Origin of the sequence: Prevotella dentalis DSM 3688 (assembly GCF_000242335.1) — a bacterium.
Taxonomy (GTDB): Bacteria; Bacteroidota; Bacteroidia; order Bacteroidales; family Bacteroidaceae; genus Prevotella; species Prevotella seregens.
Window position 1 is genome coordinate 619490 of sequence record NC_019960.1, and the last position, 17554, is coordinate 637043.

Sequence of the window (17554 nt, forward strand, 5' to 3'; positions counted from 1 at the left end):
GGGGAATAACGAACGGACGCATGCCGTCATGGCATACGTCCGATGGTGATGGTTAAGCCTTGATGTTGGGCTCTTCAAGTCCGAGTCCTTTCTTCTTGTCGACCACCTTGAGGATAAGGCCGATGACCAATGCAGCCACGCCAAGACCTGCAAGCATGATGAGCGGTGCTGTGTAGTCGAGCTGTGTAGCATCAGTGATGCCGGGATTGGTCTGGTCGAGCACCTTGCCAATGAGCAGCGGGAAGAGCCATAGGCCGATATTCTGAATCCAGAAAATCAGGGCATAGGCCGAGCCTATAATCTTGGCATCGACAAGTTTGGGCACGCTGGGCCACAGGGAGGCAGGCACAAGAGAGAACGAAGAGCCGAGGACAAGGATGGTGAGGTAGGCCACGACCACTCCGCCGGCCTGGCTCTCCTTGAACAGCGGCAGGATGAAAGCAAAGGTGAGATGACATGCAATGAGCAGGAGCGAACCCAACACGAGCATGGAAGCAGCCTTTCCCTTATGGTCAACATAGTTGCCCAAGATGGGAGTGATGCCCACGGCGAGCAAGGGGAACACGGCAAAGACCGACTCGGCCGACTGGCGCATGTAGCCCATATAACAATAGGCAACGAGCGATACAATGGAGAGGCAGAGCACACCATACTTCACGGACTTGTTTTTCATGAAGTTAAACATGAACGCAGTCACGGCCACAAGCAGCATAATGCCATACTGGATGATGGTTACCGAAGTTGAGGCCCAGAAAGAATCTGCCGGAACCTCGGTAAAAGTCAGGTTGCACTGAAGCATGTTCACGGCATATTTCTGGAAAGGGAAGATAGCCGAATAGTAGAGCACGCAGAGCAATGATACAAGCCAGAAGCCACTGCTGGTGAGAATTTGTCCCAAGTCGCTGATTTTGAAAGGGTCGTCTTTCTCTTCCGCTTCACCGGTCTGCGCATCGAGTTTCTTGTCCATGAAGAAATAAATCACCAGCATCATAAGGGCAATGCAGAGCAGCACCACGCCAAAAGCCACAGAGCGTGAAACATCTACGTGGCCGCCGAACTTGGCAAAGAACGGAGAAAAAATCATGCAGGTGGCTACACCCAGACGAGCCAAGGCCATCTCGGATCCCATGGCCAGAGCCATCTCACGGCCTTTAAACCACTTCACGATACCGCGTGATACGGTGATGCCGCCCATCTCTGTGCCACAGCCAAAAATCATAAAGCCGCAGGCTGCCAGTTTGGCCGAAGCCGGCATACCCTCATAGAAAGGCGATACGCCCAGCTGCTCGAAGATGGGGATATGGTTGAGGTGGTTGGTAAACCATGCTTCGAGCGGACTGCCAATGAAGCTTTCGCTGACGGCGTAGTACTTGATACAGGCACCAAGGAGCATGACCATGCCGGAGAGTACGGCAGTGAAGCGCACTCCCATCTTGTCGAGGATAATTCCTGCAAAGATGAGAAAGAAGACAAACACGTTGAGAAACGTCTCGGAGCCCTGCATGGTACCGAAAGCCGTGGAGTCCCAGCCGCGTTCGGTGAGCATCAAATCCTTGATGGGCGAGAGGATGTCGACGAAGATGTAGGCACAGAACATGGCCAGTGCCAGAAGCAACAGGGCCGTCCATCGGAATGCGGCCGAGTCTCTAAGTGTTTTCTGAATTTGTTGAGTCATCGTTTAATGTTTTGTAGTTATTGCTTTAGCCAGCGGTCAAGCCAATTGAAATATGTGCGTTGCCAGAGAATGCCATTCTGTGGTTTGAGCACCCAATGATTCTCGTCGGGATAGATGAGGAGCTCTGCCGGGATGCCACGCAAGCGGGCGGCATTGAAAGCTCCGAAGCCCTGATTGGCGTTGATGCGATAGTCTTTCTCGCCATGGATGCAGAGAATGGGCGTGTCCCACTGGTCTACAAAGCGATGGGGGCTGTTGTCATAGGTGCGTTTGGCTGCTGCAGTCTGGTCATGATTCCAATAGGCATCGTCGTATTCCCAGTTGGAGAACCAAGCCTCCTCTGTGTCGGTGTACATGGATTCAAGGTTGAATGCGCCGTCGTGGGCGATGAAACACTTGAAGCGTTTGTTGTGGTGCCCGGCCAGATAGTAGACGGAGAAACCTCCGAACGAGGCGCCTACGGCACCAAGTCGGTCCTTGTCCACATAGGGTAGGTTGTTGGCTGCATCATCAATGGCCGAGAGATAGTCGGCCATGCACTGTCCGGTCCAGTCCTGACTGATGGCCTCGTTCCATGTACTGCCAAAACCAGGGAGCCCGCGACGGTTGGGGGCCACGACGATATAGCCGTGGGCAGCCATGATAAACATGTTCCAGCGGAAGCTCCAAAATTGGCTCACGGGGCTTTGTGGGCCTCCTTCACAGAAGAGCAGGGTGGGGTATTTCTTATTGGCATCGAAGTGCGGCGGCAGGATAATCCACACCAGTTCCTGCTTGCCATCGGTGGTCTTCATCCAGCGTTGCTCCACCTTGGGTTGGGCCAATTGATCGAGAATATGCTTGTTCTCCGCTGTAATCTGAGCCACGGCCGATTTTTTTTCCTTTTTATTTGGGGTTATTACATAGAGGTCATCGGGCTGCAAATAAGAGTGACGACTGACGAGCAACTGGCGAGTATTGCCCAATAGTTGCACCGAGCCGTAGTCGAACCAACCGTCGGTAAGCTGCATCACCTGGCTGTCAAGGTTGGTTTGGTACACCATTTCTACGGCATGCCATACACCAACAAAGTAGAGAGTCTTCGAGTCAGTGCCCCAGCAGTAGTCGTCTACGTTGGAGTCAAATTGTTCGGTGACGTATTTCTTTTCGCCTGTCTTCAGGTTGTAAACGCAGAGCCGGTTGCGATCGCTCTCATATCCGTTGCGGGCCATGCTCTGCCAAGCCACATACTGACCGTCGGGGGAGAACTTAGGGTTGGTGTCGTAACCCACGTTCATATCCCCTGCCTGATGATTCACGGCTTGGTTGCGCATACTCTTGGTGGGGTCAATTTTAGGCTCCACATACCCATCCGGCTTGCAGAGGTTACGTGTCTGACGGGTAGCCATGTCATAAAGAAAGATGTCGGCATCGGTCGAGATGGCATAGTCCACGCCCGTTTTCTTGCGGCAGGTATAGGCTATCTGCTTGGAGTCGCTGCTCCATGCAATCTGCTCGATACCGCCAAACGGTGCCATGGGACATTCGTAGGGTTCATCGGACATGATGTCCAAGCCGTCGGAAACACTGTTGCCATGAACCTTGGCCACAAAGGGATGGGGGATCGATTCCACATAGTGATCCCAGTGACGATAGTTCAGGTCGGTGACAAGGCGGCCAGTAGCATTGGGCAGGTCGTCTGGATTTTTCTGTATCGACTCATGACAGTCAAGACTCTTGATGAGTACCACGTGTTGTCCGTCTGGCGAAAAGCGGAACCCCTCGATGTCGACTTTGGAGTGGGTGAGCTGTTCGCGGCCTGTTCCGTCGGGGTTCATCTTCCACAGCTGCCCTTCGCGCAAGAAAGCAATTTTGTGACCGGCCTCAATCCAAGAGGGGTCGCTTTCGTTCTTGTCATCATGGGTGAGCTGTATTGGGCGTGCAATGTTCTTGCCTGTTTGAACCGGCTGAACGAAGAGCATGGTGTGGCTCTTGTTCTCTTTCACGCTATAATAACTCACCTGATAGACCACCTGCTTGCCGTCGGGCGAAGCCTGTTGTCCACCGATGCGGCCCATAGCCCAGAGAGCTTCCGGGGTCATCAGGTCACTGGCGAGCGTTATGTTGTTTTTTTGAATCATGGGTTGTGCATTGATTTGTGGGCTGCCCATGAGGAGCGCCCCCAGTGCCAGAGCTATTGTTTGGTTCTTCATTGTGATTGAATGTTGAGGGTAGACAGGAAATGACAAGAACTTATGGGCAAACCATGAGCTACAATGCCGCTGTTGCCAATAAGTTCCTATCCCTATGATTTGATTTTAGAGTCCTTTCTTCTTTCGGTTCATTTCGTCCTGCTTGCGTCTCTGCTCTTCCATCTGCTGTTGCTGCATCTGTTGCAAAGCCTGCATACGGGCCATCATGCCTTTCATCTTTTTCGGGTTGTTCTGGTTCTCCTTATAGCGCGATTCCAGAATGGCGAGCAGTTTTTCCTCGTTTGTAGTCTTGCGCAAAGCATACATAATGCCGGCCGACATGATAAGGGAGATGAAGTAGTAGAAGTTAAGTCCTGATGAATAGTCGTTGAAAATGAAGAAGAACATCAGCGGCATGAGATACATCATCCACTGCATCATTTTCATCTGCTCCGCCTGCTGGCCTACCATCTGGTCTTTCTGCATCTGCATGGTAAACCAACTGTAGATAATCTGGGCGGCACAGAAGAGTACGCAAGTGAGCGAGAGGTGATCCCCAATGAGCCAAATGTTGGCATTCCACTGGAAGATGGGGTCATAGGTGGAGAGGTCGTGCATCCAGAGAAAACTTTGTCCACGCAGCTGAATGGCATTGGGCACGAAGTTGAACATGGCGATCCAGATAGGCATTTGGATGAGCATGGGCAGGCAGCCAGAGAGGGGCGACACGCCATATTTGGCGTATTCAGCCATCATGGCCTGTTGTTTCTGCATCTGGTCTTCCGGTTTGTCGTACTGCCTGGTGGCGGCATCGAGTTTCGGTTTGAGCACGCGCATCTTTGCCGAACTCATGTAGCTTTTCTTCACCATGGGGTAGGTGATGGCCTTGAGCAACAAGGTAATGAGGATGAGCACCACACCCATGGGGAACCATTTGCTTAGCCAGTCGAACACGTAGATGGTGAACCAGCGGTTGATGTAGCGGAACAAGGGCCAGCCCAGATAGACCAGTCGCTGCATCTGCAGGTCTTTGCCGAAAGCATTTTCTTTCTCTACTTTCTGGAGCAACCGGAAGTCATTGGGACCGTAGTAAAAATCGAACTCGGACGGAACTTTACCGCTCGGGTCGAAGAACGACTTCATCTTGGCTTCATATTGTTTGAGATAGCCCGTCTCTTTCTGCAGGGGGATAGAGGTGAGCAGGGCATGATCGCCAAGGTCTTTCTTGGCAATCATCACAGCAGAGAAGAACTGATTCTTGAAAGCCACCCAGTCAATGTTTTCCTCAATGTCCTTGTCTATCTTCTCAGAAGTCTCGCTCAGATAGTCGGTGCCACCCTCGCTCTCATGATAGGTAAGCGTGGCATATCGGTTTTCAAAATTGAACCCCTTTTCCTGTTGCCGCACTTTATCCTGCCAATTGATGGCCATTGTATTGGTGTTGGGTGCAAAGAGCCCCTCCATTCCGTCTGCCTGGAGTGCCAGATGGAGCATGTAGTCATGTCCCAAACGATAGACGAGGCTGATGGTTTTTCCTGTTGCAGCCTGTGCGGTAAAGGTGATCGTGGTGTCGCTCACGGCCGACGGCTGGAAATAAAGGTCGGCCGTAGAGATGTTGAAATCCTTGCCGGCAAGCGTGTAGCTGAGGCTTTGGTCGTTGCCTTGAAAGAGTACAACTCCCTTGCCACCGGTTATGTTGTCCCTATAGTTCTTGACAACGGCTTTCTTCACCTGCGCTCCCTTGGTAGAAAATGTGAGTTCCACCTTGTCGTTGTGCAGGGTGATTTCCCGGGCTTGGCCGGTCAGAGCCGTGTAGAAAAGGGCTGTAGTGTCTTCCTGAATCTTCTGTTGGGTTTCCTGCTTCTTTTTGAATGCGGCAGCCTTGGCGGCTTTCTCAGCCTTTGCGCGGTTGGCCTGTGCCGTGGAATCCTTGACGAATTGGGCCCGTTGCTCTTCTTGCGAGGGCTGGGAATACCAGCTGAATCCGATCAGGACCACGCCGATGAGCACGAAGCCGATAATTGAGTTTTTGTCCATAATAGGGTTATGCCTTAATGTCTTGGTCTTTCTTTTGGTTTGCGATGGCGGTCTTGATAAAGTCTACAAAAAGCGGGTGCGGCTTGAGCACCGTACTCTGATACTCCGGATGGAACTGGGTGCCGATATACCATTTTAGTCCGGGTATCTCAACAATCTCCACAAGATCGCTCTCCGGATTGCGTCCCACGCACATCATGCCGTTGCGCTCAAACTCTTGCTGATAGTCGTTGTTGAATTCATAACGGTGGCGATGGCGCTCCTGAATATGCTCCTGCTTGTAAATGTCGAGTACGCGGGAATCCTGTTTGAGCACGCATTCGTAGGCACCCAGACGCATGGTACCACCCATGTTGGTGATATTCTTCTGCTCCTCCATGATGTCGATGACGTTGTGTGGTGTCTTCTCATCGATTTCGCGCGAGTTGGCATCGGCATAGCCCAGCACGTTGCGGGCAAACTCGATAACCATCATCTGCATGCCCAGACAGATGCCGAATGTCGGGATGTCATGGGTGCGGGTGTAGTGGGCGGCAATAATTTTGCCCTCGATGCCACGCTGGCCGAAGCCCGGACATATCACGATGCCGTCCTGGCCGGAGAGTTTTTCGCCCACATTCTCTTCGGTGATATACTCCGAGTTGATGAAGTTGATCTTGATTTTATGGTCGTTGTAGATGGCTGCATGCGAGAGGCTTTCACGAATACTCTTGTAGGCGTCCTGCAGGTCGTACTTGCCAACAAGACCGATGTTCACGATTTCCGCAGCTCGCTTGCGGCGCTCCAGGAAAGCCTTCCACGGCCCCAGCTCGGGAGTCTCGCCGATGGGCTCGCCCACCTTGCGCAGGATGGCAGTGTCAAGTCCTTGGTTCTGCATGTTTACCGGAACCTCGTAGATGGAGGGCAAATCCTCGCTCTGCACCACGCAGTCGAAGTCGACGTTGCAGAAATTAGCGACTTTCCGGCGGATGGCATCATCAAGATGTTTCTCCGTCCGCATGATGAGCACGTCGGGCTGAATGCCCACACTCTGCAACTCTTTCACCGAGTGCTGGGTGGGTTTGGTCTTCAGCTCGCCGGCCGCTTTCAGGTAGGGAATGTAGGTCAGGTGTACGTTCACGGCATTGCGCCCCAGTTCCCATTTCATCTGGCGGATGGCCTCGAGGAACGGTGCGCTCTCAATGTCTCCAATGGTTCCGCCTATCTCTGTAATTACAAAGTCGTAATGGTATTTCCGCCCAAGCTGTTTGATGTTGCGTTTGATTTCGTCCGTGATGTGGGGCACCACCTGAATGGTCTTGCCCAGATAGTCTCCACGTCGCTCCTTGTCAATGACTGCCTTGTAGATGCGCCCCGTGGTCATGGAATTGGCCTTGGTGGTCTTGATGCCCGTGAACCGTTCGTAGTGTCCCAGGTCAAGGTCGGTCTCCATGCCGTCTACAGTGACATAGCACTCGCCGTGCTCGTAAGGGTTGAGTGTGCCCGGGTCAATGTTGATGTACGGGTCGAACTTTTGAATGGTGATGTTGTAGCCCCTCGCCTGTAAGAGTTTGCCTATCGACGAAGAAATGATTCCTTTTCCAAGTGAAGAAACCACGCCACCTGTGACGAAGATATACTTTGTTTCTGCCACAATCTTTTGTTGTTAAAGAGTTATTGATATTTTGTTGCAAAGTTAGCACAATTTTATGAGACGGGCAACAAATCATTTTGAAACTTTGGGCACGGACTGACGAACATGAAGAAAATACCCTGCAATGCTGATATTTTGGACAATAATGCGTAACTTTGCGGACAAAAGAGGGCGTGTTTGCCCTGCTTTGACAGACCAAATATCGAAACAAGAATCCATGAAATACCTTTTCTCCCACCGTGTCCTGACCGTTTCACTCGGCATTCTGGCATTGGCGTTGCTGCCCATAGAGGCGCAGGCGCAAGGCCGTTTGCGGCTGTCCCACCGCCCCATGCGCCATGCTTGGACAGGTGAAGACGTGTTTGTTCGCAGCTATTCCGACTCGTTGCGCACTTTTGCCGACTCGCTTTTCCACAAGGAAATCAAGGTCACCGGGCAACTCACCAATCTGGATGTGGCACCCGTTTTCCTGCCACTCACATTCTATAAGGATATTAGCCGGAAGGCTTTCTCGCTTGACAGCAGACTGTCGCCCACAGACAGTCTGCTGTTGAACATGTATCTCCGACGTCCCGACTTGGTGCGAAACACCCAGAACCAACTGGAGAAAGCGGGGCCCACACTGGCTCCTGCAACGGTGACCGAGCGGCCCACGGTTATCGTGAAACAGGCCACTCCCATAGAGCCCGAGAGCCAGCCGGTAGACGTGGTGGTATTAAAGCCAAATTTCTGGACAATCAATGGCGACTACTTTCTCCAGTTTCTTCAGAATTATATCTCGGGAAACTGGTATAAAGGAGGCGAGAGCAACTACTCGATGGTGGGTGCGCTGACCTTGGAAGCCAACTACAACAACAAGCAGAAACTGCGGTGGGACAACAAGCTGGAAATGAAACTGGGCTTCCAGACATCCCGCAGCGACTCCCTGCACAAGCTCAAGACTTCGTCCGACCTGTTGCGCTACACCGGCAAACTTGGTCTTCAAGCCACGAAACGTTGGTACTATACGTTCCAGCTACTTGCCTACACGCAGTTCATGCGAAACTATAAGGCCAACCAGCGTTCCGTCCTTTCAGACTTCGCCTCGCCGGCCAACGTGAATGTCTCGCTCGGTATGGACTATTCGGCAAGCTGGTTGAAGAATCGGCTTACGGGTACCATCCACTTGGCTCCGCTGGCCTACAACCTCAAGTATGTGGGGCGCCTGTCGCTGTCCAAACGCTACGGCCTTGACGAGGGCAGGCACACCATGCACGACCTCGGCTCGCAGCTTACCTTGGATATGAAGTGGAAATTTGCAGACAACATGCTGTGGCAGACCCGCCTCTACAGCTACACCACCTATGAGCGTTCGGAGTTGGAGTGGGAGAATACGTTTACTTTCCAGTTCAACAGGTATATTTCGACCAAACTTTTTGTTTATCCCCGATTCGACGACGATACCAATCGCGACGACCATCATGGCTATTGGCAGTTCAAGGAGTATATTTCCCTGGGCTTTTCCTACAGTTTCTGACGCTCCGCCAGTTAGAATTCAAACTGCACGCGGGCGTTGAATTGCCGGCTGGTGAGATAGTTGGGCACGGCATATTGCTGGCTCGTCACGTCTGTAATCCAGTAGTATGAGTTCACGTTGTTGATGCCAAGCAGGTTCAGGCAGTCCACCCCCAGCCAGATGTTGCGGAAGATACTCTTGCGCGAACGGCTCTGATTGTCGAGCAGACGGTAGCTCATGCCGATGTCGGCACGCCGATAAGCCGGTGCCCTAAAGCTGTTGTTTTCCAGTTCTTTGTGCGGAGCAGAGAAGGGCAACCCGTCGGCAATGGCCAGCTTGAGACTCATCTTCCAGCGTGTGGTACCGGGAAAAAAGTCCGTGAAAAACAGGTTGAGTGCATAGCGTTGGTCGGTGGGCAGGGGGATGGCACGGCCGTTGAGTTTCATCCGTGTGTTCATCAGCGAGAGCGAAACCCACGAGTCACTGCCCGGCACGAACTCGCCAAAGAGCTTCAGATCGAGGCCGGCGGCATGTCCGCTGGCCTCGTTGTTGCCATAGTACACCACCTTGACGTTGTTCACCGAGTAGGGTACAAGGTTGTCCAGCAGCTTGTAATACACCTCCGCAGTGAACCTGTACGGCCGGTTGTTCATGGAGAACCTATAATCCATACCGCCAATGAAGTGAATGGATCGCTGGCTTTTGATCTTGCGGTTCAGCGTGGCGTAGGTGATGCCGCGGACGGTCGACGTGTCGCGCAGCTCTTTGAAGAACGGAGCCTGATAGTACAAGCCCGTGGCCAGACGCAGTGTCATGTTGTGACTGAAGGCCGGAATGATGCCCAACGAGACGCGCGGCGAGAGCAGAGACTCCTTATTGAAGTTCCAGTGCGAGAAGCGCACGCCGTAGTTCAGCGTGAAGAGCGTGTGCTCGCCAGCCGACCGAAAGCGCCAAGTGTCCTGTAGATACACTTCCAAGCGGTTGGCATTGAGCTCGTTGCGGGCGCGCAAAGAATAGATCATATACAGGTCCTTGCCCGTGTGGGGCACACTGTATCCTGCCGAGTCGCGCATCTCGTACTCGCCCGACTGCTCTTCGATGTGTTCCATCTTGTAGGTCAGCCCACCCTCTATGTTGTGCTGGCGGGCCGTGTGCTTTGCCAGCAATTTGATGCTTTCCACGTGTGCCTTGAGATAGTTGCGCGCGTGTTCAAAGTAGGTGCCCACGCCCAGATTCTCCGAGGTCTCGGTTTGCGTGAGCCAGTACTGGCCCTGAATGTCGTAGCGTTCTTGCTCGCTGGTGGAGTAGGCCGAGCCGATGAGCGACACTGACGTGGAGTCGCCGTAGTGGCGGGTCAGGCCCAGACTGCCGAAAAACGTGCGGAAACGGTCTTTCTCCTGCCCGTCGAAGTAGACGCGGAAAGCGCGCACATTGTCCAGTGTGCCGAATTTTGTCTCCCGGTCCTTGGGGTAGAAGTTGTAGTGATTGTCCGAGATATTGCCGATGAAGTCCACGCTCCAGCGTTTGTTGGGGCGGAAGTTCAGATAGGTCTGATAGTCAAGGAAGTTGGGTCTGTACTCTCCATTGGTTTCCAGCGAGCCAAGCAGATACCGCGTGGTCTTGTATCTCACGCCGTTAGCCCAGGCCAGCTTCTTGTTTGCAAAGCCCACATAGGCGCTTGCGCCCAGCAGCGAGGCAGTGGCATTGGCCTCGAATCGGCGCGGGCGGCGATAGGTAATGTCGAGTGCCGACGACATCTTGTCGCCATATTTGGCCTCGAATCCGCCGGTGGAGAACCCAATGCGATCCACCATGTCGGGGTTGATGACCGAGAGACCTTCCTGTTGCCCGCTGCGCACGAGGAAAGGACGGAACACCTCCACATTATTTATATAGACGGAGTTCTCGTCGAATGAGCCACCGCGCACGTTGTACTGCGACGACAGTTCCGAGTGGGTGGACACGCCGGCCTGGCTCTGGATGAGTTCCTCCACGGCGTTGCCCGTGGTCGAGGGTATGGCTTTCAGGGCGTCGGTAGAGAGTTCCTGCGTCTGTCCCGACTGTATTTTCTGTCCTGTCACATTCACTTCGCCCAATGCGTTGGACTCCTCGTAGAGCACGATTTGTAGGGTCTGCGTACCCTTGGGACGGTGCAGCACACGCGTCTTCGTGCGGTAGCCCAGCATGGAGAACCTCACCACCACCGAGTCGGCCGAGTGGAGTGACAGCTGGAATTCGCCTTTGAGCGAGGTCACCGTGGCCTTGCCCTGCGACAGGCAGGAGACGCTGGCCAGTTCTATGGGGTTATTGTTGTCGTCGGAGACACGGCCGCGCAGCGTGAATGTCTGCGCCGCCACCGATATTGTGCAGGCCAAAAGCGTGGCTAGAACCAGGAATCTTTGTTTCATCTTGGGAATAACGCCGTGCGCGCCGCTTTATTGTGGACGGAGCCTGGGCCCCTGCAAGGTGGCACGCCACGCCGTGGCGGCGGCTACTCCCGGTAGAACCAGGAGGCCATGCGGTTGAAAGCCTCGATGGAAAAGCGGAACCAACGGTATTTGGCCACGGGCTTGCCGCCGAAGCTCAGGATGAACTGGCGGAAGGGATTCTGCGGGAATGGCAGTCCCACATCGAGGAAAAAGATGTGGGCGTAGTTGTGTTTCCAGGCCCAGACAATGGCCTGCCACACCGTCATGAGGTTGGGGTGCAGGTGGGGATAAGACTTTCGGCGCGAGGCCAGATACCATAGATAGGCGTTGCCCGCCGAGTAGACACACACGCAGCCGCCAATGATTTTGCCCTTAAAAGTGGTGACAAAGATGCGCGAATGGCGGCTTTCGTAGAGTGCCTGTACCTGGCTCTCGGGCGGGATGATGCGGCGCAGCTTGAGCCGATAGTAGTTGCGCAGCAGCCGATGGAAAGCGTGCACCTCCTCGGCCGAACGGGCCTCGCGCGTCTCTACACCCTGCTGGCGGACGCGCGCGATGCGCCCGCGCATCTTGTCGGTGAGCCGTTCTTCGGGCGGTTTGGAGTGGAGCGAGTTGTGCACCTCCTGCCAACTCACGGGGAAATAGCCGTTCTGCCGCAGGTAGCGGTAGCCGAACATCTTGCGCGAGAGGTCGCTGAACTCGATGTAAAGGCACAGCCGGCGGCGCAGCTTGCGGGTCAGCACGGCAAGCATTTGCCCGAACACTTCCTCGCTGGTCTCGTCGTCGGCATATTCGCCTTCGCTGTAAATGCGTCCCTGGGTATAGAGAAAAGGTGGAAACCAAGTGCACCGGCGGCGGATGATGGCCAGCAGATGGCCCATCACGCGCCCGGCTGCATCGGTGGCCACGGCCATGTAGGGGCGCTGCCCGGAGGTCTTCTCAATCATGTGGAAGAGCTCTGAACTGTGGAAGAAGTTGCTGCAAGTCATCTCCGGCAAAACCTCTCCCGTGGAATAAAGTCTCACCCGATAAGTTTCCATACGGCAAAGTTAGCAAAAAAACCGTAACCTGCAACCCTTTCGTCTGCTTTCTTTTTCGTAACTTTGCAAGGACTCGCAACAAATACACTAATCGCAAATATATGACAGATTTCAAGACTTTGGTGCAGCAGCGGCGCAGCCACCGCCAGTTCACTACCGAGCCGGTGAGCGCCGACGACCTGCAATTGATTCTGCGTGCAGCGCTCATGTCGCCCACCTCCAAGGGGCAGCGCAACTGGCAGTTTGCCGTGGTAGACAATCCCACCGACATCGAAAAGCTCTCGGATGCCAAGCAGACGGGGGGGCAATTCATGAAAGGCGCCCCGCTGGCCATCGTGGTCATGGGCGACCCCGAGGCCAACGACTGCTGGGTGGAAGACGGCAGCATCGCCGCCATTTCCATGCAGTATCAGGCCGAAGAGCTGGGGCTGGGCAGCTGCTGGGTGCAGATGCGCGGCCGCGGACTGGCCGACGGGCACTCGGCCAGCGAGGTGATTCGCGGTATTCTGAACCTGCCCGGGCAGCTGGAAGTGCTGTGCGTGCTCGCCGTCGGCCATCCCGCCGACGAGCGTAGACCGCAAAGTGAGGACCGGTTGAAGTGGGAGAACGTCATCGTGCGGTCGGATGATTGATTACGATCTGACACGGATACGGGCCGTCATCTTCGACGTGGACGGCGTGCTCTCGGCCGAGACCATCGGCATGGACGACGGTGGCATGCCCGTGCGCACCATCAACATCAAGGACGGCTACGCCATTCAGCTGGCGGTCAAGATGGGCCTGCGCATCGTCATCATGACGGGGGGTAGCTCTGAAGCCATCCGTAGCCGCTATGCTTATCTGGGTGTGGACGACATCTACATGAAGTGCGCGGTGAAGATACAGTCGTATGAGGCCTTCCTGGCCAAGTACGAACTGCGCGACGAGGAGGTGATCTACATGGGCGACGACATCCCCGACTACGAGATTATGCGCCGTGTGGGCTGTGCCTGCTGTCCGGCCGACGCGTGCCCCGACGTGAAAGAGGTCTCCACCTATGTGTCCCAGCGGCGTGGCGGCTACGGCTGTGCGCGCGACGTGCTCGAGCAGGTGCTCCGTGCTCAAGGCAAGTGGCTGAGCGACGCCAAGGCCTTCGGGTGGTGATTTTTTAAGGGAGTTAGGGAGTTAAGGAGTGATGGAGTTCATGGAAAGAAGGAGTTAAAGGAGTTAAAGGAGTGATGGAGTTAAGACGGATGCACCGTAGGAAACGAATGTTCTCCTTACTTCAACACTTCCCATTCCTTGTATGCCACGGCATGTTCTCTCTTTTTCCAACGCCATCTCTCCCTGCTTCCCAAGCTCCATTTCTTCGTATCATTTACCATTTGTCTTAACTCCCTACCTCCTTACCTCCTTAACTCCCTCAAAAAACCATGAAGAAAATTATTCTGGCCAGCAACTCGCCGCGCCGCAAGGAACTGCTGACAGGACTGGACGTAGACTTTGAAGTGCGCATCATCAAGGGCATAGACGAGAGCTATCCCGACACGCTGGACGTGACAGAGATAGCCCAATACATTGCCCAAAAGAAAGCGGCGCCCTACACGCTGGACGACAACGAGATACTGCTCACGGCCGATACCGTGGTCGTGGTGGGCAGCGAGGTGCTGGGTAAGCCCCGCGACGCCGACGATGCCCGCCGCATGCTCCGCATGCTGAGCGGCCGTACGCATCAGGTGATTACCGGCGTGTGTCTCACCACGCCCGCCCGGCAACGACAGTTTTCGGTGGTGACGCAGGTCACTTTCAAGCCGCTCTCCGACGAGGAAATAGCCCATTACATCTCCTGCTACCGCCCGTTCGACAAGGCCGGGGCCTATGGCATTCAGGAATGGATAGGCTATATCGGCGTGACGGGCATTGAGGGCAGCTACTTCAACGTGATGGGGCTGCCCGTGCAGCGCATCTATGAGGAGCTGCAGCACATGGACTGACGGGCCGACGGCACGGCCGGCGCAAAAGCTCTGCGCCGTCATCGCGTCGCGACAAGGCCGTTTTCGCATGCCGATTACGGCGTTTTCGCCCCGCCATTACGCCGTAGAGATCGGGCGATCAAGGCGTTTTCGCAAGTACCCTGCGGCGGCGCGGTTCTTGCCCGCCAGGCGTTTTAAAACAAAAATCTACTGAAAACCAATCAAATACACCTACTTATGAAAAAGAAGATTCGACTTCTCGGCAGCGTGGCGCTCACGGTTTCGGCCCCCGTCGCTGCGCAGCAGCCTGCCCGGCAGGCCACTCCCGACCGGCCCAACATTGTGTTTATCCTGGCCGACGACATGGGTTATGGCGACCTGCACTGCTATGGCAACGACTACATTCAGACCCCCAACATCGACCGGCTGGCCGCCACGGGCACCCGTTTCAGCCAGTGCTATGCCGGCAGCGGCATCTCTTCGCCCTCGCGCTGCTCGCTCATGACGGGCAAGAATACGGGCAGCACGCGCATCCGCGACAACCAGTGCCCCGTGGGAGGAATCCGTGGCATGAAGGTGTCGCCACGGGGCGACACCACCTATATACGGCGGGCCAACCTGCTGCCCGAGGACACCACGCTGGCCACCGTGGTGGGGACGGCAGGCTACCGCAGCTGTCTGGTGAACAAATGGCACCTCGACGGCTACGACCCGGGCGCGTCGCCCAACCACCGCGGCTTCGACGAGTTTTACGGCTGGACCATTTCAACCGTCATCAGCAACGGCACATACTTCTACTATCCCTCCTACCGCATCCATGGTGACAGCCTTGTGCGGGTGAGCGAGAACGCCCACGACGCCCATGTGCGGCACAACACCGAGATCTCGACCGACGATGCCATCGCTTTCATCCACCGCGAGAAGGACCATCCATTCTTCCTCTTTCTGGCCTACGACGCCCCGCACGAACCCTACCACATCGACGACACCTCATGGTATGACGACCGTGGCGACTGGACGGCCGACACCAAGCGGTATGCCGCCCTCGTGAGCCACATGGACTATAATATAGGTAGAGTGGTGGGCGCGCTGGACGCTTTGGGGCTGCGCGAGAACACCATCATTATCTTTGCAAGCGACAATGGGGCGGCCGTGATGGCCCCGCTCAAGGAGCTGAACTGTGGTGCCGGACTGCGTGGACACAAGGGACAGCTCTACGAAGGTGGCATCCGCGTGCCGCTCATCGTGAACCAACCCGGCCGCATTCCCGTGCAGCGGCTGGACAATCTGGTCTATTTCCCCGACATGATGCCCACTCTTGCTGCCCTCACGGGCAGCTCCAAGGCCCTGCCTCAAGGGCTGAACGGCATGAACATTCTGCCGCTGTTCTATGGCCGGGAGGTGGACACCGACCACCGGTTGCTCTACTGGGAGTTTCCGGGCAAGCAGCGCGCCGCACGCCGGGGCGACTGGAAAGCCGTGACCGTGTCGCCCGGGAAACCGCTCGAACTCTACAACATTCGTGAGGACATGACCGAGAGCTACAACCTGGCCGACCGTTATCCCGAGCTGGTGGAGCAGTTCGACCGGGAAATGCGCGCCCAGCATCATCCCTCGCCCTGCTGGCCGCTGCCAGGGGAGAAACCAGCCGCGCAGCCCTGACCGCGGGACGGCATGGCCCTGACGGCCGGCCGCAGCGACCAAGAAAAAGCCCTGTCCTGACGCTTTGCCGGCGTCGGGACAGGGCTTGTCATAGGGGAGGGGCCGTGCGCCCGAGGGGTCAGACGGCGATGTCGCGGTTCACGTTCTTGGAGCCCCAGAGGGCATAGAACAGCATATAGGCCATGGCCAGCAGCGGCACCACGTAGGAGAACATGAAGCCGGCCGTGTCGGCGATGCCGTTTTGCACGAGGGGCAGGATGCCGCCGCCCACCACCATGGTCATAAAGATGCCGCTGGCCTGAGCCGTGTATTTGCCCAGTCCCTCGGTGGCGAGGTTGAAAATGCAGCTCCACATCACCGACGTGCACAGACCGCAGAGCACCAGCAGGATGGCGCTGAGCGGCAGCGTGGTCGACTCGAAGCCCGAACCCGTGAACACAGGCATGCTTCCTGTGATGGTCTTGGGCAGGAAGACGGCCAGCAGAATGAGGGCGATGCCCAGGCTGGTGGCGGCAATCATCATGGCGCGGCTGGACACCTTGGAGGCGATGAGCCCGGCCACGAAGCGGCCTACGAGCATGAGGAACCAGTAGGTGCCGGCGGCAAAACCGCCGATGGTGGCCGCCGTGGACACGTCGAGACCGGCTCCGGCCGTGGTGGTGTCGGAGAGGTAGAAGTTGAGCGTGCCGGGAATGCCCACCTCGGTGCCCACGTAAACGAAGATGGCAATGACGCCGAGTGTGAAGTGGCGGAAAGCAAAGGGCGAGCGTTCAAAGGTGTGGCTGGAGGTGTCGTTGCCCTCGGGGTCGGCAATGGGAATGAAACTCAGAACGCAGAATGTGCCGGCAAAGATGGCCATGGCCAGGTAGAGCACCACGTTGACATCGGTGATGGCCGTGTCTTTGCTCACTGTACCGATGAGCGCGCCCACGAACATCGGGGTGAGCGTACCCATGAACGAATTGAGCGTGCCGCCCACCTGCAGCAGCTGGTTGCCCTTGTTGCCGCCGCCGCCAAGCAGGTTGAGCATGGGGTTGACCACGGTGTTGAGCATGCACACCGAGATGCCGGCTACGAAAGCACCGAGCAGATAGACAAAGAAATTGGCGGGCAGGCCGATGAAAAGACTGTCGGTGAGAACCTGGCCGGAGAGGAATTGGATGAGCACGCCGAAGAAGCCGAAGGCAATGGCCAGCAGGGCCGTCTTCTTGTAACCCACTCTGACAAGGAGCCTGCCAGAGGGAATGCCCATGAAAAGATAGGCCAGGAAGTTCATCATGTTGCCCAGCATGCCGAGCGTATTACTGCCCAACAGGGCCGGTTGGTTTTTCCAAATGACGCCGATGGGCGCAGCAAGGTTGGTCACAAAGGCAATCATTCCGAAAAGGAAAATCATTGCAACGATCGCGATGGCGCGACCTTTCTGATAGGTACTGTTCATATTGATTTAAATTATTAGG

General features: G+C 55.6%; 12 protein-coding genes. 5 read left to right on the forward strand and 7 right to left on the reverse strand.

Features of this window, described 5'->3' with window-relative positions; all coding sequences use genetic code 11:
• Positions 1–52: 52 nt before the first annotated feature.
• The 4 genes from PREDE_RS02505 to PREDE_RS02520 all read right to left on the reverse strand — a co-directional run bounded on the left by PREDE_RS02505 (position 53) and on the right by PREDE_RS02520 (position 7516).
• Positions 53–1675, reverse strand: a complete 1623-nt coding sequence (locus PREDE_RS02505; protein ID WP_005843660.1) for an MFS transporter — start codon at positions 1673–1675, stop codon at positions 53–55.
• A 17-nt stretch (positions 1676–1692) separates the two neighbouring features.
• Positions 1693–3867 (reverse strand): S9 family peptidase, encoded by a 2175-nt coding sequence (locus PREDE_RS02510; protein WP_005843658.1) that lies wholly within the window; start codon positions 3865–3867, stop codon positions 1693–1695.
• Positions 3868–3972: 105 nt separating this feature from the next.
• Entirely contained in the window at positions 3973–5883 is a 1911-nt protein-coding gene (gene yidC, locus PREDE_RS02515; RefSeq protein WP_005843656.1) for a membrane protein insertase YidC, read from the reverse strand.
• A 7-nt stretch (positions 5884–5890) separates the two neighbouring features.
• On the reverse strand, positions 5891–7516 hold the full coding sequence (locus PREDE_RS02520; RefSeq protein ID WP_005843655.1) for a CTP synthase: 1626 nt from the start codon (positions 7514–7516) through the stop codon (positions 5891–5893).
• 217 nt (positions 7517–7733) lie between these two features.
• On the opposite strand from PREDE_RS02520, the gene PREDE_RS02525 reads away from it, so the two are divergent.
• A complete protein-coding gene (locus PREDE_RS02525; RefSeq protein WP_015298402.1) occupies positions 7734–9032 on the forward strand; it encodes a DUF3078 domain-containing protein in 1299 nt (432 codons plus the stop codon).
• Positions 9033–9043: 11 nt separating this feature from the next.
• Here PREDE_RS02525 and PREDE_RS02530 read toward each other — a convergent pair whose 3' ends face one another.
• Positions 9044–11419: a TonB-dependent receptor gene (locus tag PREDE_RS02530; protein WP_005843651.1), complete on the reverse strand. Its 2376-nt coding sequence runs from the start codon at positions 11417–11419 to the stop codon at positions 9044–9046.
• Between the two features lie 83 nt (positions 11420–11502).
• Positions 11503–12480: a GNAT family N-acetyltransferase gene (locus PREDE_RS02535; protein WP_005843650.1), complete on the reverse strand. Its 978-nt coding sequence runs from the start codon at positions 12478–12480 to the stop codon at positions 11503–11505.
• 101 nt (positions 12481–12581) lie between these two features.
• On the opposite strand from PREDE_RS02535, the gene PREDE_RS02540 reads away from it, so the two are divergent.
• The 4 genes from PREDE_RS02540 to PREDE_RS02555 all read left to right on the forward strand — a co-directional run bounded on the left by PREDE_RS02540 (position 12582) and on the right by PREDE_RS02555 (position 16094).
• Positions 12582–13112: a nitroreductase family protein gene (locus PREDE_RS02540; protein ID WP_005843647.1), complete on the forward strand. Its 531-nt coding sequence runs from the start codon at positions 12582–12584 to the stop codon at positions 13110–13112.
• Positions 13105–13623: a KdsC family phosphatase gene (locus tag PREDE_RS02545; RefSeq protein ID WP_005843645.1), complete on the forward strand. Its 519-nt coding sequence runs from the start codon at positions 13105–13107 to the stop codon at positions 13621–13623. Before PREDE_RS02540 ends, PREDE_RS02545 begins: the two co-directional genes overlap by 8 nt.
• 269 nt (positions 13624–13892) lie before the next feature.
• Positions 13893–14453: a Maf-like protein gene (locus PREDE_RS02550; RefSeq protein WP_005843643.1), complete on the forward strand. Its 561-nt coding sequence runs from the start codon at positions 13893–13895 to the stop codon at positions 14451–14453.
• 216 nt (positions 14454–14669) lie between these two features.
• Positions 14670–16094: a sulfatase-like hydrolase/transferase gene (locus tag PREDE_RS02555; RefSeq protein WP_005843641.1), complete on the forward strand. Its 1425-nt coding sequence runs from the start codon at positions 14670–14672 to the stop codon at positions 16092–16094.
• A 118-nt stretch (positions 16095–16212) separates the two neighbouring features.
• Here the strand turns inward: PREDE_RS02555 and PREDE_RS02560 are convergent, their stop codons facing one another.
• Positions 16213–17535 (reverse strand): MFS transporter, encoded by a 1323-nt coding sequence (locus PREDE_RS02560; RefSeq protein WP_005843639.1) that lies wholly within the window; start codon positions 17533–17535, stop codon positions 16213–16215.
• Positions 17536–17554 lie beyond the last annotated feature (19 nt).

Bases quoted from the DNA above. Each gene is read 5' to 3' on its own strand.
- PREDE_RS02555 (WP_005843641.1), top strand. From the start codon at position 14,670: ATGAAAAAGAAGATTCGACTTCTCGGCAGCGTGGCGCTCACGGTTTCG.
- PREDE_RS02545 (WP_005843645.1), top strand. From the start codon at position 13,105: ATGATTGATTACGATCTGACACGGATACGGGCCGTCATCTTCGACGTG.
- PREDE_RS02560 (WP_005843639.1), bottom strand. From the start codon at position 17,535: ATGAACAGTACCTATCAGAAAGGTCGCGCCATCGCGATCGTTGCAATG.
- PREDE_RS02525 (WP_015298402.1), top strand. From the start codon at position 7,734: ATGAAATACCTTTTCTCCCACCGTGTCCTGACCGTTTCACTCGGCATT.
- PREDE_RS02540 (WP_005843647.1), top strand. From the start codon at position 12,582: ATGACAGATTTCAAGACTTTGGTGCAGCAGCGGCGCAGCCACCGCCAG.
- PREDE_RS02550 (WP_005843643.1), top strand. From the start codon at position 13,893: ATGAAGAAAATTATTCTGGCCAGCAACTCGCCGCGCCGCAAGGAACTG.
- PREDE_RS02535 (WP_005843650.1), bottom strand. From the start codon at position 12,480: ATGGAAACTTATCGGGTGAGACTTTATTCCACGGGAGAGGTTTTGCCG.
- PREDE_RS02530 (WP_005843651.1), bottom strand. From the start codon at position 11,419: ATGAAACAAAGATTCCTGGTTCTAGCCACGCTTTTGGCCTGCACAATA.
- PREDE_RS02510 (WP_005843658.1), bottom strand. From the start codon at position 3,867: ATGAAGAACCAAACAATAGCTCTGGCACTGGGGGCGCTCCTCATGGGC.
- PREDE_RS02505 (WP_005843660.1), bottom strand. From the start codon at position 1,675: ATGACTCAACAAATTCAGAAAACACTTAGAGACTCGGCCGCATTCCGA.
- yidC (WP_005843656.1), bottom strand. From the start codon at position 5,883: ATGGACAAAAACTCAATTATCGGCTTCGTGCTCATCGGCGTGGTCCTG.